This is a genomic window from Mitsuaria sp. CC2 (assembly GCF_048957715.1).
GTDB lineage: Bacteria > Pseudomonadota > Gammaproteobacteria > Burkholderiales > Burkholderiaceae_C > Roseateles.
On record NZ_JARVXN010000014.1, the window covers coordinates 91,734 to 110,802 of the forward strand.

Consider the following 19,069-nt stretch of genomic DNA (forward strand, 5'->3'; position numbering starts at 1 on the left):
CGGGGTGATCCCTGTTCTACCGGTGTGGCGCTGGGTGGAAGGTCCGTCCGATCAGGACGTGACCTTGAACCGGGCCACCGACTGCTTCAGCGCTTCCGCCGACCGTGACAGCTCGTGCACCATCTGGGCGGTGGAACGCGTACCGTCGGAAGTCTGCTCGGTCACCGCGAAGATGTGCTGGATGTTCGCACCGACCTCGTTGGCGGCGCGCGCTTCGTTCTGCGCGACCGACGAGATCTGGCCGATCAGGTCGTCCAGGCGACGCGACACCGAGTCGATGTCTTCCAGCGCGCGGCCGGCCGCGTCGGACAGTTTCGTCCCTTCGACCACCCCCAGCGTGGAGCGCTCCATGGCGGCCACCGCGTCGTGCGTGTCGGTCTGAATGGTCTTGACCAGCGCGGCGATCCGGCGCGTCGCGTCGGCGGAGCGTTCCGCCAGTCGCTGAACTTCTTCCGCCACCACCGAGAAGCCGCGACCGGCCTCGCCCGCAGACGCCGCCTGGATGGCTGCGTTCAACGCCAGCACGTTGGTCTGTTCGGTAATGTCCGAGATCAGCTCCGTGATCTCGCCAATTTCCTGCGACGACTCGCCCAGCCGCTTGATGCGCTTGGACGTTTCCTGGATGTGGTCGCGGATCTGGTTCATACCGCCGATGTTGTTCTGCATCGCCTCCAGACCCTGCTCGGCCGCTTCCCGCGACTGGCGGGCCACGTCGGCGGTCTGCTGCGCCTGCGCGGACACCTGGTTGATCCGGTGCGCCATCTGCAGCACCGCCTCGCCGGTGGCGCGGATCTCGTGCAGCTGTTCGGTGGACGCGGCCAGCAGCTCGGTCGACGTCTGGTCCACCTGCGCGGTCGTGTCCGTCACCCGGACCGCCGTCGTCTGCACCTGGTGCACCAGCGAACGCAGTTCTTCCACGGTGTAGTTCACCGAGTCGGCGATCGCACCCGTGATGTCCTCGGTCACGGTCGCCTGGTGCGTCAGGTCGCCTTCCGCCACCGTCTGCAGCTCGTTCATCAGTCGCAGAATCGCCGCCTGGTTCGCGTCGTTGACGCGCTTGGCTTCCTGCTCCTGCGCCTCGGCTTCGCGACGCTGTTCTTCCGCCATCTGGGCACGACGCGACTGGTCGGACACGTACAACCGCAGGAAACCGACCGAGCCGATCACCAGCAGCGCCAGCGAGGCCAGCATGCCGATCAGTACCGCCGGATTCAGGCCGCCTGCCGATTCGAGGCCGACGCCCAGGTCGTCCAGGTCCTTGCGCAGCAGTTCCGAGTCATTCAGCATCGCCGTCTGCGCTTCCCGCGCGGACACCAGACCCTGCAGGTTGGACAGGATGGCGGTGGCCTGCGAACGGGTCTGGTCGTACTGCGTCAGCAGCACCTTCAGACGTTCACGCACCTGTGCGTCCTTGGCGCCGTTCAGGCGCAGCTCGGGGTTGCCGTTGAGCAGCGCCTGGGCGATCTCGCGGAATGCGTTCAAGTCCTTGCCGAGCAGGAACACGGCCTCGGGGCTCACGCCTTCCTGCGTCAGGAATTCGTTGGCGGACTTGCCGATCCGCTGGGTCAGCATCACCAACTGGCCGACCGCGGCGACTTCGCCGGTCGGGGCCGAGCTCTGCAGCGACAGCGAGGCCACGGCCTCGGCGCTTTCCAGCAGGTCGGACGACTGTCGGTTGATCGCGCGCAGCGCGGCGCCGACCTGCGTCAGCACCTTTTCCTGCGCCAGCATGACCTTGGTGTTCTTGTCGGCGCGCGCCACCATCGGGGCGATCTTCTCGAGCAGCGGATCGACCGAACTTGGCGCCTTGGCCAGTTCACCGCTCCCGTCGCGCAGCGAGCCGATCACGCCGGTCAGGATCTCCGACGCTTCCTTCATTTCCGGGAAGGCGTTCTTGTTGCCCAGCAGCGCGGTCGACACCGCCTTCGCCAGACGCTGGGACTGCGTCGCCGCCTGACCCGCGCCGCGCACCTGCGCCGCGGAGCGGTTGGAGCTGATCAGCGACCAGGACACCGTGAGCGTCGTGCCGATCAGGCCGACGGCGACCATCGCCGTCAGCAGGCCGGTGCGGCGCTGCTCGGGCTGGCGGGCCACGGCCGGCATCGGCTGGGGCGATTCCGGGGCGGACGCCGAAGGCTGGTAGCCCGCGGACGTGTCCTGGAACTCCGGCGTGGGCTGCGCCGTGGTGATGATCGAAGGCTGGAAGTCTTGCGTGTCCTCCGGAACAGCGCCCGACGCGTCGGTCTGCGGACCCGCGTCGAAGTCGTCGTTGCCCTCGTTCTTGCCCTTGTTCTTGATCTTGTCCAGGAAGCTCATCTCACCCTCGTTTGATCTCGTTCGTCGAATCGGCGCCTGCGGCGGGGCCGTCGTCTGGCTATCAGTTCAAAACAATGCGCAGGAATTGCGGATGCTGCGTCAGCGCATCCAGGTCCAGCACTTGCCAGCGCCGGCCCTGCCCGTCGCGCATGCGGGCAGGAGCGAAATCGGGATGGCCGCCCTCGTCGGGCTCGGCCTGGAGCTGTTCATCGCCGCGCAGCCCCAGCAGCTGGTCTACCAGCAGCGCGCAGTTGATGCCCAGATCCGGATTGATCGACACCATCCGGTGGACCGATGTCAGCGGCACCGGCCCCCGCAGGCCCAGGAAGGCCGACAGGTCCACCACCGTATGCAGACCGCCCCGCAAGTTGGCCACGCCCAGCATCCAAGGTTGCGTGTACGGGACCGCCTGAAGCGGCACCGGCGTGAAAATTTCGCCGGATTGCTTGAGCGGAAGCAGCAGGCCGAGGCCCGCGCATTCGACCGCCAGCCAACTCGCCGCCTGCGGCGCTTCGCGCGCCGCCTGCATGCGCTGCGCCAGCCGTTGTTGAAGTTCGCGCAGCGCTTGCTTGTTGGCCATGATGTCAGCCCAACGCCTTGATCTTGGCCAGCAGTTCGTCAGCCTTGACCGGCTTGACGACGTAGTCGCGCGCGCCCTGGCGCATGCCCCAGACCTTGTCGGTTTCCTGATTCTTGCTGGTGCACATGATCACCGGCACGTCGGCGTAACGCTCGTCACGGGTGATCGCGCGCGTCAGCTGGAAGCCGTTCTGGCCCGGCATGACCACGTCCATCAGGATGAGGTCGGGCTTTTCTTCAGCCAGACGCTTCATCGCCTCTTCGCCGTTCTCGGCGGTGCGGATGGTGAAGCCGCGCTTGGTCAGCAGGTCGCTCAGCGCGTGCAGCTCGGTCTTCGAATCGTCGACCAGCAGGATCTTGTGGATGGGCATGGGATCTCCCTCTGTCTTGGCTCGTGTCGATTCGCGTCGGTGGAGTCGTCGTTCGAGCCAGGCGTGAGCGTCGTTGGATGTCGTGGATGGGGTCGTGGGAAGCGGGTCGTCGGCCGGGCCGGTCAACCCGCCTGGCAATGCTGTCGGACCGCCTGCAGCAGCTGGTCCTTCGTGAAGGGCTTGGTCAGGTAATCCTGCGAGCCGACCATCCGGCCGCGAGCCTTGTCGAACAGGCCGTCCTTGGACGACAGCATGATCACGGGCACCGACGCGAACTGCGGATTGCGCTTGATGATGGCGCAGGTCTGGTAACCGTCCAGACGCGGCATCAGGATGTCGCAGAACACGAGATCGGGCTGGTAGTCGCTCAGCTTGGCGAGCGCGTCGAAACCGTCCTCCGCCAGGACGACCTCATGGCCGCCCTGCTTCAGGAAGATCTCGGCGCTGCGGCGGATCGTGTTGCTGTCGTCGATGACGAGCACCTTGGTCGCCGTGCGGGGGCTTGCGCTGGAATCCAAGCTCTTCTCCGTATTGTTCAGACAATGGTTGTCAGAGAGATTTCAGGCCCGCGACAAGCGACGAGCACTGGAAGGACCGCCGGATGATCGAGGACCGGTGCCTTGCCGAAAGGTCGATGCGAGGGTCAGATCTGGACCATTTCGAAGTCTTCCTTGCGGGCGCCGCACTCTGGGCAGGTCCAGTTCATGTCGACATCTTCCCAACGGGTGCCGGCGGCGATGCCGTGTTCAGGGTCACCCACGGCCTCGTCGTACATCCAGCCGCAGATCAGGCACATCCAGGTCCTTGCTTCGCTCACGATGGGTTGACTTTGCATCACTACAATGATCGAAAGATTGTAGCCATGCCCCCGGTCTGACCCGGGGGGCGGAAGTACCGATGAAACAACAGTCGGTTGCGGTGCTTCTCCACGTTTTGCGCACCAGTTCACGGCTTCTCGCCGAACCATTCATGAGCCGCCCAGACCCGCATCAACAAGATCCCCAGGACGCCGCCGCGATCGAGGACCAGGATTCGCCGCCCCCGGCCTGCGTGATGAGCTTCAATGCATCGGATCCCAGCGGCGCGGGCGGCAGCGCCGGCGACGTCGCCACCATCGCCGCCATGGGCGCGCACGCGTTGCCGGTCGTCACCGCCATCGTCATGCGCGACACCGCCGAGGTCTTCGACCACCAGACCCTGGACGGCGACTGCATCGTCGAACAGGCGCGCTCCATCCTCGAGGACGTCCCGGTGGCCGCCTGGAAGGTCGGATTCCTGGGCAGCGCCGAAGGCGTCTCCTCGGTCGCCGAGGTCCTGTCCGACTACCCCGACGTGCCGCTGGTGGCCTACCTGCCCAGCATCTCATGGCTGGACGAAGAACAGCAGCAGAGCTACCTGGACGCGTTCCGCGAACTGGTGCTGCCGCAGACGCTGGTGCTGGTCGGCAACCAGAAGACGCTGAGCGACTGCCTGCTGCCCGACTGGGACGCGGACCGGCCCGCCTCCCCGCGCGAGCTGGCCGTGGCCGCTCAGCAACATGGTGCCGCGAACGTGCTGGTGACCGGTATCCAGTTGCCCAACCAGTACATCGACAATGTGCTGGCCAATTCCCAGGGCGCGATCACCGGGGAGAAGTTTGAGCGGTTCGAGGCCAGCTTCGTCGGCTCGGGCGACACGCTGTCGGCGGCGCTGGCGGCGCTGCTGTCGGTCGGCTCGGAGCCGCACGACGCGGTCGGCGAGGCGCTCGCCTTCCTCGACCAGTCGCTGGAGGCGGGTTTCCGCCCCGGCATGGGCAACGTGGTGCCGGACCGCTTCTTCTGGGCGCTCCCGCCCGGCGAGGAGGGCGAAGAGGGCGCCGAGGTCGTGCCCGCCACGGACGAGATGCCGATCGACGAGCCCCCCAGCCGCGGCTCCCGCCGCATCCATTGAGACCGCCGAGGGCGCCCGAGCGGCGCCCTCCGGCCTTCCTGCCGCCATCGGCCTTCACCTGCATCCAACGGCCGTGAGCCTGGCTCGCGGCCGCCGCAGCACCGGATTTCTCCCATGAGCCAGAACGAGACCCTGTTCGCCCGCGCCCAGCGCGTCATTCCCGGCGGCGTGAATTCGCCGGTGCGCGCGTTCCGCGCCGTCGGCGGCACGCCGCGCTTCATCACGCGGGGAGAAGGCGCCTACATCGTCGACGCCGACGGCAAGCGCTACATCGACTACATCGGATCCTGGGGTCCGATGATCCTGGGCCACGGCCATCCGGCCGTCGTCGAGGCGGTCCAGAAGGCGGTGCTGGAGGGCTTCTCCTTCGGCGCGCCGACCGAGCGCGAGGTCGAGCTGGCCGAGGAGATCCTCGCCCTGGTCCCCAGTTGCGAGCAGGTCCGGCTGGTGAGCTCCGGCACGGAGGCGACGATGAGCGCCATCCGCCTGGCGCGCGGCGCGACGCAGCGCAACAAGTTCATCAAGTTCGAGGGCTGCTACCACGGCCACACCGACGCACTGCTGGTGAAGGCGGGCTCGGGCTTGGCGACCTTCGGCCACCCGACCTCGGCCGGCGTGCCCGAGGCGACCGCCCAGCACACCATCGTGCTGGAGTACAACAACGTCGCCCAGTTGGAAGAGGCCTTCGCGCTGCACGGCCCGGAGCTGGCCTGCGTGATCGTCGAGCCCATCGCCGGCAACATGAACTTCGTGCGCGCCAGCGTGCCCTTCATGACCCGGATGCGTGAGCTGTGCCGCCAGCACGGCGCGCTGCTGGTACTGGACGAGGTGATGACCGGCTTCCGCGTCGGCCTGCGCAGCGCGCAGGGCGTGTACGCGGACCTGATCCCCGGCTTCGTGCCGGACATCAGCGTGTTCGGCAAGGTGATCGGCGGCGGCATGCCGCTGGCGGCCTTCGGCGCGAGCCGCGACATCATGCGCCACCTCGCCCCGCTGGGCGGCGTCTATCAGGCGGGCACGCTGTCGGGCAACCCGGTGGCCACGGCCTGCGGCCTGGCGACGCTGCGCGAGATCAAGAAGCCCGGCTTCTTCGACGCCCTGTCGGCGCGCACGCGCCGCCTGGTCGACGGTCTGAAGACCGTGGCGACGGAGAACGGCGTGCCGTTCAGCGTCGACAGCCAGGGCGGCATGTTCGGCTTCTTCCTGATGCCGGAGCTGCCGCAGAACTACACGACCGTGATGACCACGGACAAGGAGCGCTTCAACCGCTTCTTCCACGGCATGCTGGATGCCGGCGTCTACCTGGCGCCGGCGCTCTACGAGGCCGGCTTCGTTTCCGCCGCGCACACCGATGCGGACATCGACGCCACGCTCGAAGCCGCCCGCGCCGCCCTGCGCTGACGGCGTCGGCCCATCGGGCCAGGGGCCCGATGGGCGGTTCGGGAAAGCCTGGCCCCGGCAAACACCGAGCCAAGCCTGTCGCGGATTTTTCAATCCGCGACAGGCATTACGCTTGCTTACCCATTGGTACAGCAGCTGAGAGACAGACATGCATATCCACATCCTTGGCATCTGCGGCACCTTCATGGGCGGGCTGGCGGCGCTGGCGCGCGAGGCCGGTCACACGGTGACCGGCTGCGATGCCAATGTCTATCCGCCGATGTCGACGCAGCTCGAGGCCCTGGGCATCGAGCTGATCCAGGGCTTCGGCGCGGAGCAGCTGGCGCTCAAGCCCGACCTGTTCGTGATCGGCAATGTGGTGACGCGCTCGTCCGAAGGCCGCTTCCCGCTGATGGAGGCCATCCTCGACGCCGGCCTGCCGTACACCAGCGGCCCGCAGTGGCTGGCGGAACACGTGCTCCAGGGCAAGCACGTGCTGGCGGTCGCCGGCACGCACGGCAAGACCTCCACGACCTCGATGCTGACCTGGATCCTGGAGTCGGCCGGTCTGGCGCCCGGTTTCCTGATCGGCGGCGTCCCGCAGAACTTCGGCGTGTCGGCCCGGCTGGGCGACGGCCGCTTCTTCGTCATCGAGGCCGACGAGTACGACACCGCCTTCTTCGACAAGCGCAGCAAGTTCGTCCATTACCGGCCGCGCACGGCGATCCTGAACAACCTCGAGCACGACCACGCGGACATCTTCCCGGACCTGGCCGCGATCGAGACCCAGTTCCATCACCTGGTCCGGACGGTGCCTGCGTCAGGACGGCTGGTCGTCAACGCGCGCGAGGAAGCGTTGCAGCGCGTGCTGTCGCGCGGCTGCTGGAGCGACGTGCAACGCTTCGGCGCCCGCAAGGAAGAGCCCGGCGCGCTGCGCGCGCGCGGCGAGCCGCAGTCCTTCGACGTGCTCCGCGGCAGCCTGAAGGTCGGCCACGTCAACTGGGAGCTGCTCGGCGAGCACAACCAGCTCAACGCGCTGGCAGCGATCGCGGCGGCGGAGCACGTGGGCGTGGACCCGGAAAAGGCGGCCGAGGCGCTGGGCACGTTCAAGAACGTGCGACGCCGGCTGGAGCTGCGCGGCGAGTCGCGCGGCATCAAGGTCTACGACGACTTTGCACACCACCCGACGGCGATCCACACGACCATTGCGGGTCTCCGCCGCCGGATCGCCCCGCAGGAGCGCATCCTGGCCGTCTTCGAGCCGAGCTCCAACACGATGAAGCTGGGCACCATGAAGGCGCAGCTGCCCTGGGCGCTGGAGGAAGCCGACCTGAGCTTCTGCAATCAGGACGGCCTGACCTGGGACGCGCGCGAGGCGCTGGCGCCGCTCGGCGAGCAGGGCCTGGTCGGCGCGGACGTCGACGAACTGGTGCAGATGGTCAAGCGCGCGGCCAAGCCCGGAGACCACGTGCTGTGCATGAGCAACGGCGGTTTCGGCGGCATCCACGAAAAGCTGCTGGACGCGCTGAAGTAAACCGGCGATCCTGCGCCCGCCGCGTCCGGTCGACACCGGGATGGCGTGGTGGCACGCCGCGTGCCCTTCCGGCGATTCCCTGCCCCACCCCGCAAGATCCTCCCGGGATCCTGCACGACTCCCGAGGAGCGACTTCACGATGAGTGGTCCTGGCAAGCTGGTGCCTGCGCTGCAGAACCGATCCTTCCTGTGCCTGCTGGCGCTGGTGACGGTGGCGTTCGGCTGGATCGTGTGGCCGATGATGAGCGCGATCCTCTGGGGCGTGGCGCTGGCCATCGTGTTCCAGCCGCTGTACCGCAGGCTGCTGCGCAAGACGAAGCGGCCCGGGCTGTCGTCCGGGCTGACGATCCTGGTGATCCTGCTGCTCGTGGTGCTGCCGCTGACCTACGTGATGGGTGCGCTGGTGCGGGAGGCGGCGGTCGTCTTCGAGATGGTCAAGTCCGGCCAGTTCGACTTCAACACCTATGTCTCGCAGATCTACGGTGCGCTGCCGTCATGGGTCGTGGATCTGCTGGAGCGTCTGGGCCTTCACGATCTGTCCAACGTGCAGGAGAAGCTCGGCAGCGCGCTGAATCAGGGCAGCCAGTTCATGGCGACCAAGGCGTTGGGCTTCGGGCAGGACACTTTCGACTTCCTGGTGAGCTTCTTCGTGATGCTCTACCTGCTCTATTTCCTGCTGCGCGACGGCGAGCAGCTCTCGATGCGCATCCGTGACGCGCTGCCGCTGCAGGACTCCTACAAGCGCCAGCTGGGCGAGAAGTTCCGGACCGTCATCCGTGCCACGGTCAAGGGCAACATCGCCGTGGCGGCGTTCCAGGGCGCGCTCGGCGGCATGGCGTTCTGGGTGCTGGGCATCCACGCGCCGGTGCTGTGGGCGGTGCTGATGGCCTTCCTGTCGCTGCTGCCCGCGGTCGGCGCGGCGCTGGTCTGGGCACCGGTGGCGATCTACCTGCTGTCGACCGGACACGTCGGCTCCGGCATCGGCCTGATCGTCTTCGGTACCGTGGTCATCGGTCTGGTGGACAACCTGCTGCGCCCGCTGCTGGTCGGCAAGGACACCAAGATGCCGGACTATGTCGTGCTGCTGTCCACGCTGGGCGGGATGGCGGTCTTCGGCATCAACGGCTTCGTCATCGGCCCGCTGATCGCGGCGATGTTCATCGCGGTCTGGGACATCGTCGCGGCCGAGCGGCGCTATCCGGTCGGCGACTCGCATTAGCGATCCGACCGCGGGCGACTGTCGGCTCCCTGCATCAACAAGCCCGGGCGCGCTCAGCATTCCGTCACGCGGACACAGCCCGCGCGGGTCGACTCCCCCTTAGGTCGGTGGCCTGGTGCGACGCGCCTCGCTAAGGTGCGTCCCTTCTCACCCAAGAAGGGGCCAGGGAGGCCCGCCAGGAATGAAGCACCCCACTCACGGACGCGCCGCGCGCCTGCGCCTCGCGCTGACCGCGCTGTCGATCGTCGCGCTCCATGCGCCCGCCCTTGCCTATGCCGATCTCTACGGCCAGTTGCTGCAGGAGGTCGATTACCCCAATGGGACCTTGTTCGGCTACGGCCTCAGCAAGCGTCGTCCCGTCGAGATCTGGCAGGCGGCACCGCCGCAGCCCACGACATCCCTCGGCGCACAGGACATGGGCCGCGACCACAGTCGCACCATCGAGCGCCTGATCTCCGCGACGGCGACCGTTCCCGACACGGTGATCAAGGCGCTGAAGAACAATCCCACCGACGCCAAGCCGGAAGGTCCTTCGGCCTGGCGGATCTATTGGGTGAGCGAGCGCGTCACGCCCGCGGCCGATGTCCCGCAGGCACGGATGTTCTCGAGCGCGCAGCGCCGCTTCGTGCAGTGCGAAACGGGCCGCGTCGTCGACGCCGGCACGCTCCATTTCGCTTCTCTCGACAACCAGGGCGAGCCTTACGCCTCCGACATCAACTATGAACGCCCCCGGGTGTGGAACACGAAGCTGCGCGTCCTGCCGACGCCGCTCATGACCGAGTTCCGGGCCGTCTGCGGACCTGTGTTCACCGCGGCGCTGGGCGAGCTGGCCGGCCGGGAGCGCCTGGCCCAGGTGCTCGCGCCGCCGCCGCCACTGCCTCCGGGCGGCAACGGCCTGGTCAGCGCCGCGCTGATGAAGCGCCTGCTCGACCTGCAGGCCGCCGCGGCTGCGCAAGCCGCAGCGTCACAGGCGACGGCTTCGCAGGCGGCAGCCTCGTCGGTGCCGGTCGCCTCCCCCGACATGACCGCTCTCCTGGAGACGACCGAAACGACGGAGGCTTCGGCGCCGATGCCGTCAGGTGCAACGGGCGCGACGGGTTCCACCTTCGAGCCCGGCATCGCCAGGAAGAAAGCGCGCATCCGCCTCCACCAGTTCAACGGGCTCAGCGGCGGCCTGACGAAGGCCGCGGCCTGCGTGGCGCCGGAGAGCCGCAAGGCCGGCGGCGCCGGCTCGATCTTCAAGGCGATCGGCTCGATGGGCCGGCGGCCCGCGAGCACGAGCATCGGCATGCCGACGTCGTCGCGCACCGAGGAGATGCGCGGGTTCAACGGCTATCACGTCGAACGGGAGATCGACGCCGACATGCCGGTGGCCGTCGATTACGGGTATGGCGGACCGAGCGGCGACGGCGGCAGCTGTCCGCAGATCGGCGTGAGCTTCGTTCCGGAAGCCGGCGTCGACTACGAGGCCTGGCTGGACGTCAACCGCAGTCTCAAGATGTGCTTCGTCCGTGTCGCGCGCATCCTGCCCGGCGGCGCGCTGCTGCCGGAGCCGATCAACGGCGCGCCGGAGTGCCCGCCGACGCCCCGCTGAGTCGCGACCCGCCATGCAGAAGGCCGGCTTGCGCCGGCCTTTTCATTGGCGGATGGAGGGGCGATCGACGGATCGCCGCCTCGATCAGGTCCGCGTCATCGTCGCCTTCAGCACGCTGCTGAGGAAGTCCAGGCTCTCGGCCAGGTGGGCGCGGGTCTCGATCGAGCCCTTGCCCTGCGCGGCGCGCAGGTCGCTCTGCAGCTGCACCGCGTGCAGGCGCAGCACCGCGTAGGCATCGGCGAACTGGCCCGAGGCCGCGCCGCTCTTCGTCAGGTTGGCCTGGATGCGGCGCAGGTACTCGCGCTGCAGGTTGCGGCGCAACGGATCGATCTCCGCGCCGGTCTTGAGCTCGCTCCAGATCGAGGACTGCAGCGTGCCGTAGACCTCGCCGATCGTGATCAGGCCCTTGCGCTGCGACACCGGCACGTAGGCCGGCAGCTCCATCAGGCGGATCGCCGTCTGCGCCTGCAGCAGGCGGTCCAGAGAGCCCAGCTGCACCCGCGCCACCGCCGCCGGGATGTTCACGAAGCCCGCGCGCATGAACTCGACATAGTCGGTCGTGATCGAGGTCAGGAACTCCGGCTTGAAGCGGAAGCTGTCGGCGCTGAAGATGCCCTGCGCCAGGAAGCGGAGTGCCTCGCGCTGCTTGGCGGGATCGACCGGGCGCATCGCGGCGACCGACGAACCCGGCACGTCGCGGTGCGTGTACATGCCGCCGACGTACTTGCCCACCAGGTCCGACGCGCGCGCCAGCTGGTTGAAACCGCCCGCCAGCTGACGGCGCTGACGCAGCGGATCGTCGCCCGCTTCCGGCGTCCGGTTCTGCACGCGCGTCCACAGCTCCTGCGTCAGCTTGAGCCGCTTGCGGAAGTAGGCCATCGGGTCATCGCCGAGGTCGAAGCGGTTGATCGTCGGATCCATGCCGTCGAACGGGCCGAAGCCGCCGGCGTCGGTGTCGTCCGCATAGGCGTGGCCGGGCAGCGTGTTCTGCGCCGCGACGCGCTTGAGCTCGGCCTCTTCCTGCTCCTTGGGCACCTGCTTGTAGGCGTACTCGATCGCCCAGTAGTCGTAGGTCCCCAGCGTGGTGTTGTTGTAGGTGGTCGGCGCTTCGCCCTCCAGCGGGATGTTGTAGGCGTTGTAGTCCATCACCGAGGCCGACAGGCCGTTGGCGTCGGTCCAGGCCTTGTCCTTCAGCTGCGCCTGCGTCACCTGCGTGGAGGCCTTGAAGTTGTGCTTCAGGCCGAGCGTGTGACCCACCTCGTGCATGATCACGTCCTTGATCCGCGCCTGGATGAAGGCGTCGGCTTCCGGACTGTCCGGCGCGATGTCGCCGCGGGCCTCGAGCACGTCGAGCGCGAAGTCCATCTCGGCGGCCGCGTCATGCGCATAGGTGCAGTAGGTCGCGTTGCGACCTTCGCGCCAGCCCTGGTTCAGCGCGGCCAGCGCCTGCGCCTCTTCCGCCAGCGTCGACACCTGGCCGCCGGCCATGCCGCGCGGCGCGTCTTCGGAAATGAACGCACGGCCGCCGCGGGCGAACACGTCGCTCATGCCGATGTCGGCGTCCAGGATCTCGCCGGTGCGCGGGTCCAGGTGGCTGGGTCCGATGGCGAAGCCCACGTCCGAACCGACGAACCAGCGGATCGACGCGTGCGACGCGTCCATGTTGTCCCAGTCCGCGTCATCGGGCTGCTGCTTCGCGACGACCGCGTTCTTGAAACCGATCTTCTCGAAGGCCTTGTTCCATTCCAGGATGCCGGCTTCAACCGCGGGGCGGTACTTCGGCGGGATGTTCTTGTCCATCCAGTAGGTGATCGGCTGCACCGGCTCGGACAGCGCCGCGGCGGGGTCCTTCTTCTCCAGGCGCCAGCGCGCGATGTAGTGGACGCGCGGATTGGGCCGGGCGTCGTCGCTCAGGTCGGTGAAGGACTCGGTGAAGTGGCCCAGTCGGCCATCGGCGCGACGCGTGGCCATCTTCTCTTGCGGCAGCGCGCGGAAGTTGTAGACGAAGCCCATGAACATCGAGCGCGGATCCGGCAGCGCCTGCGGCGGCGTCGGCACTGGCACGGGCGGGGCCACCAGCGGCGGCGCCGGGATGCGCGGCGTGAAGTAGTGGACCTTGGCGTTCAGCGTCGTGAGCTGCGCGTCGGCGCGGGTCATCTCGAAGTACGAGTTGCCGCGATCGACGTTGTAGGGCAGGCGATAGGCCATTTCCAGGCGCGTGGACATGCCCGGGATGTCGCTCAGCAGCAGGCTCGCGTCGACCAGGAAGGCCTTGCGCTCGGGGTGGTCGGCGCTGGCGACCGGGCCGGCGGCCAGCAGGCTGGGCGAGAAGGCCTCCTCGCCGGCACGCTTGCCGCCGCCCTCGGCGCGGAACGCCGTGTTCAGCGCCACCAGTTGGATCGAGTTGCCGACGCGGCGCCACTCGGCCAGGATCTCCGGGCCCATCTGACTGGCGTAGAAGCCGCGCTCGCCGATCGAGCTGGTGATGTTGATGGTGAACAGGAAGGGCTGGTTCAGCATCGCGCGCGGGATCTCCAGCCAGACCTTCTCGTCCTTGCGCAGGAGGGGGAACAGGCCGTCGTCGCGCTTGGCGTCGCGGCTGACTTCGGCGAACGGCTTCGGTGCGGTCGGATCGGCGGCGGGACGCGGCGCCGTCATCGGCGACGAGGCGCCCGGTTGGCCCGGCGCGCCCGAGGCCGCGCCAGCCGGCGCGGCGGCTGCCTGCGCGGTCGGCGCGGACGAGGAGGCGCCGGTCGGGCCGGTCGTGGCGCAGGCGGTGAGCAGCAGCGCCGCGGCGGCAATGGCCGTCAGTTGGATCGTGTCCCTGTGGATCATGGATCGATGTGGTCGTGGGTCCGTCCGCAATCGGCCGGACCGTGTTGAGAAAGCAGGCATCGCGGTCGTGTCGCCGCAGGGCCCCGGTGAAGCGGGCAATGTGCGGGGCCGGGGCCTGCGCGTCAATGCGCACTAACGAGTGCGCGGCCCTCGCAAGCGGTGTCTGTGGCGATGATCGCCCACGCCGACGGCGCCCCGCCCGTGCCGGAAGTGACCCGACCACCCGGCGCAGGGGGGCGCCTACACTGCCCGGCCATGAGTCCGCGTCGCACCCATCTCCTCTATCTGCACGGCTTCCGGTCGTCGCCGCGTTCGGCCAAGGCCCTGCGGATGGCGCGCTGGACAGCCGAACACCGTCCGGACCTGACGTTCGCCTGCCCGCAACTGCCGCCGTCACCGCGCGAGGCGATGGCGCTCATCGACTCGCTGATCCGGGATTGGCCGCGCGAGGCGATGGCGGTCATGGGGAGTTCGCTTGGCGGCTTCTATGCGACCGGGGTGGCCCAGCGCACCGGCGCCCGGACCGTGCTGCTGAACCCGGCGGTCGACCCGGCCCGGGACCTCGCGCACTACATCGGGGAACAGACCTGCTGGCAGGAACCCGAAGAGCGCTTCTTCTTCAGGCCAGCGTTCGTCGACGAACTCGTCGCGCTGAACGTGGGCGCGCTGGCACATCCGGAACGGATGCTCGCGGTCATCGCCAAGGGCGACGAAGTGCTCGACTGGCGCGAGATGCACGCGCGCTACGCATCGTGTCGGATCAAGCTGCTGGAGGGCAGCGATCACGGCCTGGCCGACTTCGACGACTACCTGGACGAACTGACGGCGTTCCTCGGGCTCTGAAACGGACGGCAGGCCATGCGGCGGCCAAGGCGGCCATCGCGGCTATTTCCTCCGCCCGGTCGCCTTCAGCAGGATCAGCGTGACCAGTCCGGTGAGCAGGACGATCAATCCGACAACGACCCAGAAACCGTGGGGATGCGCCAGCAGCGGCAGCCCGCCGACGTTCATGCCGAACAGGCCGCTGATCAGGTTGATCGGCAGCGCCAGCACCGTCACCATCGTCAGCACATACAGCGTCTGGTTGTTCTCTTGCGCGACGCGGGCCGAAGTCTCGTCCTGCACCGCGCGGATGCGTTCCTGCAGCGCCTGGATGTCGCGCAGCACCAGCGCGAATTCCTCGCTCGCCTGCTGCAGCTGCTGTTTGTCCTGCTCCGCGACCCACTCCGGCGGATTCGACAGCATGCGCAGCAGCGCGCTCGGTTCCGGCGCGAGCAGCCGCTGCAGGCGCACCATCAGCCGGCGCAATGCGGCGACCTCGGCCCCGTGTCCTGAATGGCGCCCGGCGAGCAGCGCGTCCTCGATGTCGTCGACGCGCTCGGTGGCCTGACGCACGATTCGCTGCAGCTCGTCGGCCTGGTCGCGCAGCAGATGGTCGAGCAGCGCGACGCTGGACCGCGGCCGGTCCCCGCGCTTGATCGCCATCCGCAGGCGGTCGACCGAGCGCAGCGGCGCGCGCCGCACGCTCAGCACCAGGTGCTCGCTCACCTGCATCCACAGCGTGGAGACGTCGCCCACGTCGAAGGCGAAATCGAAGGTCACGTCGTTGAGCACGGCGAACAGGTGCTCGCCGACGCGCTCGATGCGCGACGAGCGCGAGCCTTGCTGCTGCGCCTCGTCGAAGCTCTCGGCCAGCGCGGCGTTGCGGCGCAGCCAGGGCAGCGCGCCGGCGTGCGCCAGATTCAGGTGCAGCCACAGGTAGCCGCCGTCCGGCTGCGACAACCGGGCCTGCGCCTGCGCGAGCGTGGGCAGCGTCTCGGTCGGCCGTTCCGGGTGGATCCAGAAGCCGCAGATCAGACCGTGTTCGTCTCCGCCGTAAGGGCCGGCCAGCGAGCTGGCCAACGCGCCGGCCATCGAACCTGCCGATCCACCGGGTAGCTGCGTCGTGTCATTCATCGCCATCCGCGGATGGTAGATGCGCGAGGGCCTCGCCCATGCGGACCCGCTCCCCGGTCTGCAAGCTCGCCGACAGGTCCACGCCCGGCGGCAGGAACACGATGATCGTCGAGCCCTGCTCGAACCAGCCCATCTCCTCGCCGCGGACGTGATCGTGACCGACGTCGAAACGATGCGGACCGGGATGGTCCGGGCGCAGCGTCAGGTCGAGCGCGTGCAGCCGCAGGCTCGCGACCAGGATGGCCGCGACCGGCACCAACGCGATCGGCGTGCCGTCGGGCAGCGTGCATTCGACGGCGGCGCGCACGTTGCGGCAGAACAGGCGTTCGACACGTTTGAGCGCGATCGGATTGACGTTCCACGTATCGCCCGCGATGTGGGTGACGCGCTGGATGCGCAGGTCGGCCGGCGCGTGGAAGCGGTGGTACATCGCCGACGTCAGCCGCAAGGTCACGTAGGTGCCATGGAGGTAGGGCGCGGCGCGCGTGGCGTCGCCGAACAGGTCGGCGATGCGGTAGTCCATGCCCTTGGCCTGGAGCGCCATGCCGCGCGTGACCGGGCCGTGCGCGCCGACGATGGCGTCGCAGGGACTGACGATCGTCGCCCGCGCCGGATCGACCGGTCGACGCCCCGGCTTCAGCCGGCGCGTGAACACGTCGCGCAGCGAGCGGTAGCCATGCGCTGGAGGCTCGGCCTCGCTCAGGTCCAGGTCGGTGAACATCCGCCAGACCGCGACGCTGAATCGCGTCAGCGCGGGGCTGTCGATCCGCGCGTACCAGCCCATGAAGCGCGTCAGCGCCAAGCGGGGCACGCGGTTGGTCAGGAGGAAGTTGAGGGACTCTTGCTGGGTCAGACGGTCGCGCCAGCGGGCCAGTTTCATAGACATGTCAATTCCGTCGGATACACCCCGGTAATTTGCCAACGCTGTGTGACAGCTGAACGAGGCTCCGGAGGCCCATGCCCATGTCGACGACGTTCTTCACCTTTGACCTGTTGCCCGTCGCCGCCGCGGCGGCGGGACTGTTGGCGCTCTACTACGCGCCGACCGGATGGCGCCGTCTGCAGCTCTCCCGGGCCAAGCACCCGTCGCTGGCGGGGCACTCGCGGATGGCGGTGCGGCTCGCCCGGCTGATGCCGACGCAGCGCTTCGACGACGCGCACTTCTTCAACGCGGACGACGCGCCTGCCGACATCGTCGCGACGCGACGCTCCAGCTTCAGCGCGCTCTCTCACACGCTGAAGACGCGGCATGCGCGCAGCATCGCCGCAACGCAGTCGATGAAGCCGTCGCTGCCCGACCTGCAGTTCACCAGCAGCTACCGGGTGCCGCCGTCGTTCAGCCCGCTGGTGCAGCGCGAGCTGCCGCTGGGCCCGGTGATGGTCGCCAGCGACGGTCACTGGCTGACCGACTTCGACGGCGAACGCTTCATCGACCTGGCCGGCAGCTACGGCGTGAACCTGTTCGGCTACGCCTTCTATCAGCGTTGCATCGCCGAAGGCGCGGCTCGCGTGGACGCGCTCGGGCCGGTGCTCGGCGTCTACCACCCGCTGGTCGAGGACAACGTGCGCCGCATCCTGTCGCATGCGCGCATGGACCAGCTGTCCTTCCACATGTCGGGCACCGAGGCGGTCATGCAGGCCGTGCGGCTGGCGCGGTACCACACGGGCAAGACGCACCTGGTGCGCTTCTGCGGCGCGTATCACGGCTGGTGGGACGAGGCGCAGCCGGGCCCCGGCAATCCGCTGCCGGCCGAGCGCACCTACACGCTGCGCGACATGCATGAACGCAGCCTGCAGGTGCTGCGCACGCGGCGCGACATCGCCTGCGTGCTGGTGAATCCGCTGCAGGCGCTGCATCCCAACAAGCCGGCGCCGGGCGACGGCTCCCTGGTCGACAGCTCCCGCCGCGCGTCCTACGACAAGGCCGCCTATGCCGCCTGGCTGCGCGAGCTGCGGCAGGTCTGCACCGAGCGCGGCATCGCGCTGATCTTCGACGAGGTGTTCATGGGCTTCCGCCTCGGCGCGGGCGGCGCGCAGGCCTACTTCGGCGTGCAGGCGGACCTGGTGACCTACGGCAAGACGCTGGGCGGCGGCCTGCCGGTCGGCGTGGTCTGCGGCCGCGCGGCGTGGATGAAGCGCTTCCGCGACGAACGTCCCGCCGATGTCTGCTTCGCGCGCGGCACCTTCAACACGCATCCGTACGTGATGGGCGCGATGTCGGTGTTCCTCGACGCGCTGGAGGACCCCGACCGCCTGCGTCAGCTCGATGAACAGGACGAGCAGCAGGATGGCCGGCGCGCGCGCTTGAACGCAGCGCTCGAGGCAGAACAGCTGCCGCTGCGCGCGGCCAACATGTCGTCGATCTGGACGCTCTATTACACGGAGCCCTCGCGCTACAACTGGATGCTGCAGTACTTCCTGCGCGAGCAAGGCCTGGCACTGAGCTGGGTCGGCACGGGCCGGCTGATCTTCAGCCTGGACTTCAGCGACGCGGACTTCGACGAAGTCCAGCGCCGCATCGTCGTCGCAGCCCGCGCGATGCGCGACGGCGGCTGGTGGAGCAACCCGGCCTTGCCGACCAACAAGGCGATCAAGCGCCGGTTGCTGATGGAGACGCTGGGCCTGCACAACTGATCACGCAGACATCCCCCGCCACCTCGCCACACCTCCCCCGACGCTTCCCCCAACGTTTCCCCACACAGCGGGGCGCCTCGACATTCATTGACGAATGTCAGAGCGCCCCGTTGTCATTGGCGACGTGTGATTCCTAGACTGCTTCGCCTGGCATGCAAGTTCCGCATGCAGAGAGGAGCCGCCGCATGTATTCCGCGTTTTCGATTGCCAATGCCTTCATCGAGCGCGCGCTCGCCCGCCGAATTCCGGATCTGTCATCCATGAAGCTGCAGAAGCTGATGTACTTCGCGCAGGCTCATCACCTCAAGCGCTGGGGATGCCCGCTGTTCGAGGACACCTTCACGCGTGGGCGATTCGGGCCGACGCTGCCTTCGATCCTGCACCAGGTGAAGGCCTATGGCACACGGCCGATTGCGCAGACGATCCGGGCACTCTCCGGAGACAACGACCGGGACAATTGGTGCACCCCGACACTGCCGTCGAAACACGTGGATGCACACCACTTCATCGACCAAATCACAAGCAGGTATGGAGGCTGCTCTGCGCAGGCCCTGTCGGATCTCACCCATCTTCCCGGTTCAGCCTGGTCGCATGGGGGAGCGGACGGCAGCCCCATCTCCAATGCGATGATCCGAAACGATCCGACACTCCCGGACGAGTTCAATGTCTGAGCCGTCTTACGCCGACCACATGACGCCCACGCGCTCCGTGGAGGACAACGA

At 68.2% G+C, this 19,069-nt stretch carries 16 protein-coding genes; 8 read left to right on the forward strand and 8 right to left on the reverse strand.

What is annotated here, in order from left to right:
• Positions 1–51: 51 nt before the first annotated feature.
• The 5 genes from PV762_RS10170 to PV762_RS10190 form a co-directional block, all read right to left on the reverse strand.
• The gene (locus PV762_RS10170; RefSeq protein ID WP_421034919.1) at positions 52–2,316 is read right to left on the reverse strand and encodes a methyl-accepting chemotaxis protein; all 2,265 of its coding nucleotides are present in this window, start codon (positions 2,314–2,316) and stop codon (positions 52–54) included.
• A gap of 61 nt (positions 2,317–2,377) precedes the next feature.
• Complete coding sequence (locus tag PV762_RS10175; RefSeq protein WP_421034920.1) at positions 2,378–2,896, reverse strand: chemotaxis protein CheW; 519 nt, start codon at positions 2,894–2,896, stop codon at positions 2,378–2,380.
• Between the two features lie 4 nt (positions 2,897–2,900).
• A complete protein-coding gene (locus PV762_RS10180) occupies positions 2,901–3,266 on the reverse strand; it encodes a response regulator (protein ID WP_421034921.1) in 366 nt (121 codons plus the stop codon).
• A gap of 122 nt (positions 3,267–3,388) precedes the next feature.
• Positions 3,389–3,784, reverse strand: a complete 396-nt coding sequence (locus PV762_RS10185) for a response regulator (RefSeq protein WP_088406381.1) — start codon at positions 3,782–3,784, stop codon at positions 3,389–3,391.
• A gap of 125 nt (positions 3,785–3,909) precedes the next feature.
• On the reverse strand, positions 3,910–4,101 hold the full coding sequence (locus PV762_RS10190) for a rubredoxin (protein ID WP_088406382.1): 192 nt from the start codon (positions 4,099–4,101) through the stop codon (positions 3,910–3,912).
• A 134-nt stretch (positions 4,102–4,235) separates the two neighbouring features.
• Between PV762_RS10190 and thiD the strand changes: the two genes are divergently transcribed.
• From thiD to PV762_RS10215, 5 genes are all read left to right on the forward strand, one after another.
• Positions 4,236–5,195 carry a bifunctional hydroxymethylpyrimidine kinase/phosphomethylpyrimidine kinase gene (gene thiD, locus PV762_RS10195; protein WP_421034922.1) on the forward strand — a complete coding sequence of 320 codons (960 nt, stop codon included), beginning with the start codon at positions 4,236–4,238 and terminating at the stop codon, positions 5,193–5,195.
• A 114-nt stretch (positions 5,196–5,309) separates the two neighbouring features.
• A complete protein-coding gene (hemL, locus tag PV762_RS10200) occupies positions 5,310–6,596 on the forward strand; it encodes a glutamate-1-semialdehyde 2,1-aminomutase (RefSeq protein ID WP_421034923.1) in 1,287 nt (428 codons plus the stop codon).
• Between the two features lie 148 nt (positions 6,597–6,744).
• A complete protein-coding gene (gene mpl, locus PV762_RS10205) occupies positions 6,745–8,109 on the forward strand; it encodes a UDP-N-acetylmuramate:L-alanyl-gamma-D-glutamyl-meso-diaminopimelate ligase (RefSeq protein WP_421034924.1) in 1,365 nt (454 codons plus the stop codon).
• A gap of 139 nt (positions 8,110–8,248) precedes the next feature.
• Positions 8,249–9,328 carry an AI-2E family transporter gene (locus tag PV762_RS10210; RefSeq protein WP_421034925.1) on the forward strand — a complete coding sequence of 360 codons (1,080 nt, stop codon included), beginning with the start codon at positions 8,249–8,251 and terminating at the stop codon, positions 9,326–9,328.
• A 181-nt stretch (positions 9,329–9,509) separates the two neighbouring features.
• Complete coding sequence (locus PV762_RS10215) at positions 9,510–10,922, forward strand: hypothetical protein (RefSeq protein ID WP_421034926.1); 1,413 nt, start codon at positions 9,510–9,512, stop codon at positions 10,920–10,922.
• A gap of 84 nt (positions 10,923–11,006) precedes the next feature.
• On the opposite strand, the gene PV762_RS10220 is transcribed toward PV762_RS10215, so the two are convergent.
• Positions 11,007–13,757, reverse strand: coding sequence for a zinc-dependent metalloprotease (locus PV762_RS10220; protein ID WP_421034927.1), 2,751 nt, complete (start codon positions 13,755–13,757; stop codon positions 11,007–11,009).
• A 255-nt stretch (positions 13,758–14,012) separates the two neighbouring features.
• On the opposite strand from PV762_RS10220, the gene PV762_RS10225 reads away from it, so the two are divergent.
• Positions 14,013–14,600 (forward strand): YqiA/YcfP family alpha/beta fold hydrolase, encoded by a 588-nt coding sequence (locus PV762_RS10225; RefSeq protein ID WP_421034976.1) that lies wholly within the window; start codon positions 14,013–14,015, stop codon positions 14,598–14,600.
• A gap of 42 nt (positions 14,601–14,642) precedes the next feature.
• On the opposite strand, the gene PV762_RS10230 is transcribed toward PV762_RS10225, so the two are convergent.
• Together PV762_RS10230 and asd are read right to left on the reverse strand one after the other, a co-directional pair.
• Entirely contained in the window at positions 14,643–15,713 is a 1,071-nt protein-coding gene (locus PV762_RS10230; protein ID WP_421034928.1) for a transporter, read from the reverse strand.
• The gene (gene asd / locus PV762_RS10235) at positions 15,706–16,599 is read right to left on the reverse strand and encodes an archaetidylserine decarboxylase (RefSeq protein WP_421034929.1); all 894 of its coding nucleotides are present in this window, start codon (positions 16,597–16,599) and stop codon (positions 15,706–15,708) included. Before asd ends, PV762_RS10230 begins: the two co-directional genes overlap by 8 nt.
• A gap of 77 nt (positions 16,600–16,676) precedes the next feature.
• Between asd and PV762_RS10240 the strand changes: the two genes are divergently transcribed.
• Together PV762_RS10240 and PV762_RS10245 are read left to right on the forward strand one after the other, a co-directional pair.
• Positions 16,677–18,347, forward strand: coding sequence for an aminotransferase class III-fold pyridoxal phosphate-dependent enzyme (locus tag PV762_RS10240; RefSeq protein WP_421034930.1), 1,671 nt, complete (start codon positions 16,677–16,679; stop codon positions 18,345–18,347).
• A 185-nt stretch (positions 18,348–18,532) separates the two neighbouring features.
• A complete protein-coding gene (locus PV762_RS10245) occupies positions 18,533–19,018 on the forward strand; it encodes a Panacea domain-containing protein (protein ID WP_421034931.1) in 486 nt (161 codons plus the stop codon).
• Positions 19,019–19,069 lie beyond the last annotated feature (51 nt).

What these genes read in the sequence shown, in the direction of transcription:
- asd (WP_421034929.1), bottom strand. Translation starts at nt 16,599, where the DNA reads ATGTCTATGAAACTGGCCCGCTGGCGCGACCGTCTGACCCAGCAAGAG.
- PV762_RS10240 (WP_421034930.1), top strand. Translation starts at nt 16,677, where the DNA reads ATGTCGACGACGTTCTTCACCTTTGACCTGTTGCCCGTCGCCGCCGCG.
- PV762_RS10245 (WP_421034931.1), top strand. Translation starts at nt 18,533, where the DNA reads ATGTATTCCGCGTTTTCGATTGCCAATGCCTTCATCGAGCGCGCGCTC.
- mpl (WP_421034924.1), top strand. Translation starts at nt 6,745, where the DNA reads ATGCATATCCACATCCTTGGCATCTGCGGCACCTTCATGGGCGGGCTG.
- PV762_RS10215 (WP_421034926.1), top strand. Translation starts at nt 9,510, where the DNA reads ATGAAGCACCCCACTCACGGACGCGCCGCGCGCCTGCGCCTCGCGCTG.
- PV762_RS10220 (WP_421034927.1), bottom strand. Translation starts at nt 13,757, where the DNA reads ATGATCCACAGGGACACGATCCAACTGACGGCCATTGCCGCCGCGGCG.
- PV762_RS10175 (WP_421034920.1), bottom strand. Translation starts at nt 2,896, where the DNA reads ATGGCCAACAAGCAAGCGCTGCGCGAACTTCAACAACGGCTGGCGCAG.
- hemL (WP_421034923.1), top strand. Translation starts at nt 5,310, where the DNA reads ATGAGCCAGAACGAGACCCTGTTCGCCCGCGCCCAGCGCGTCATTCCC.
- PV762_RS10170 (WP_421034919.1), bottom strand. Translation starts at nt 2,316, where the DNA reads ATGAGCTTCCTGGACAAGATCAAGAACAAGGGCAAGAACGAGGGCAAC.
- PV762_RS10225 (WP_421034976.1), top strand. Translation starts at nt 14,013, where the DNA reads ATGAGTCCGCGTCGCACCCATCTCCTCTATCTGCACGGCTTCCGGTCG.
- thiD (WP_421034922.1), top strand. Translation starts at nt 4,236, where the DNA reads ATGAGCCGCCCAGACCCGCATCAACAAGATCCCCAGGACGCCGCCGCG.
- PV762_RS10230 (WP_421034928.1), bottom strand. Translation starts at nt 15,713, where the DNA reads ATGAATGACACGACGCAGCTACCCGGTGGATCGGCAGGTTCGATGGCC.
- PV762_RS10180 (WP_421034921.1), bottom strand. Translation starts at nt 3,266, where the DNA reads ATGCCCATCCACAAGATCCTGCTGGTCGACGATTCGAAGACCGAGCTG.
- PV762_RS10190 (WP_088406382.1), bottom strand. Translation starts at nt 4,101, where the DNA reads ATGCAAAGTCAACCCATCGTGAGCGAAGCAAGGACCTGGATGTGCCTG.
- PV762_RS10210 (WP_421034925.1), top strand. Translation starts at nt 8,249, where the DNA reads ATGAGTGGTCCTGGCAAGCTGGTGCCTGCGCTGCAGAACCGATCCTTC.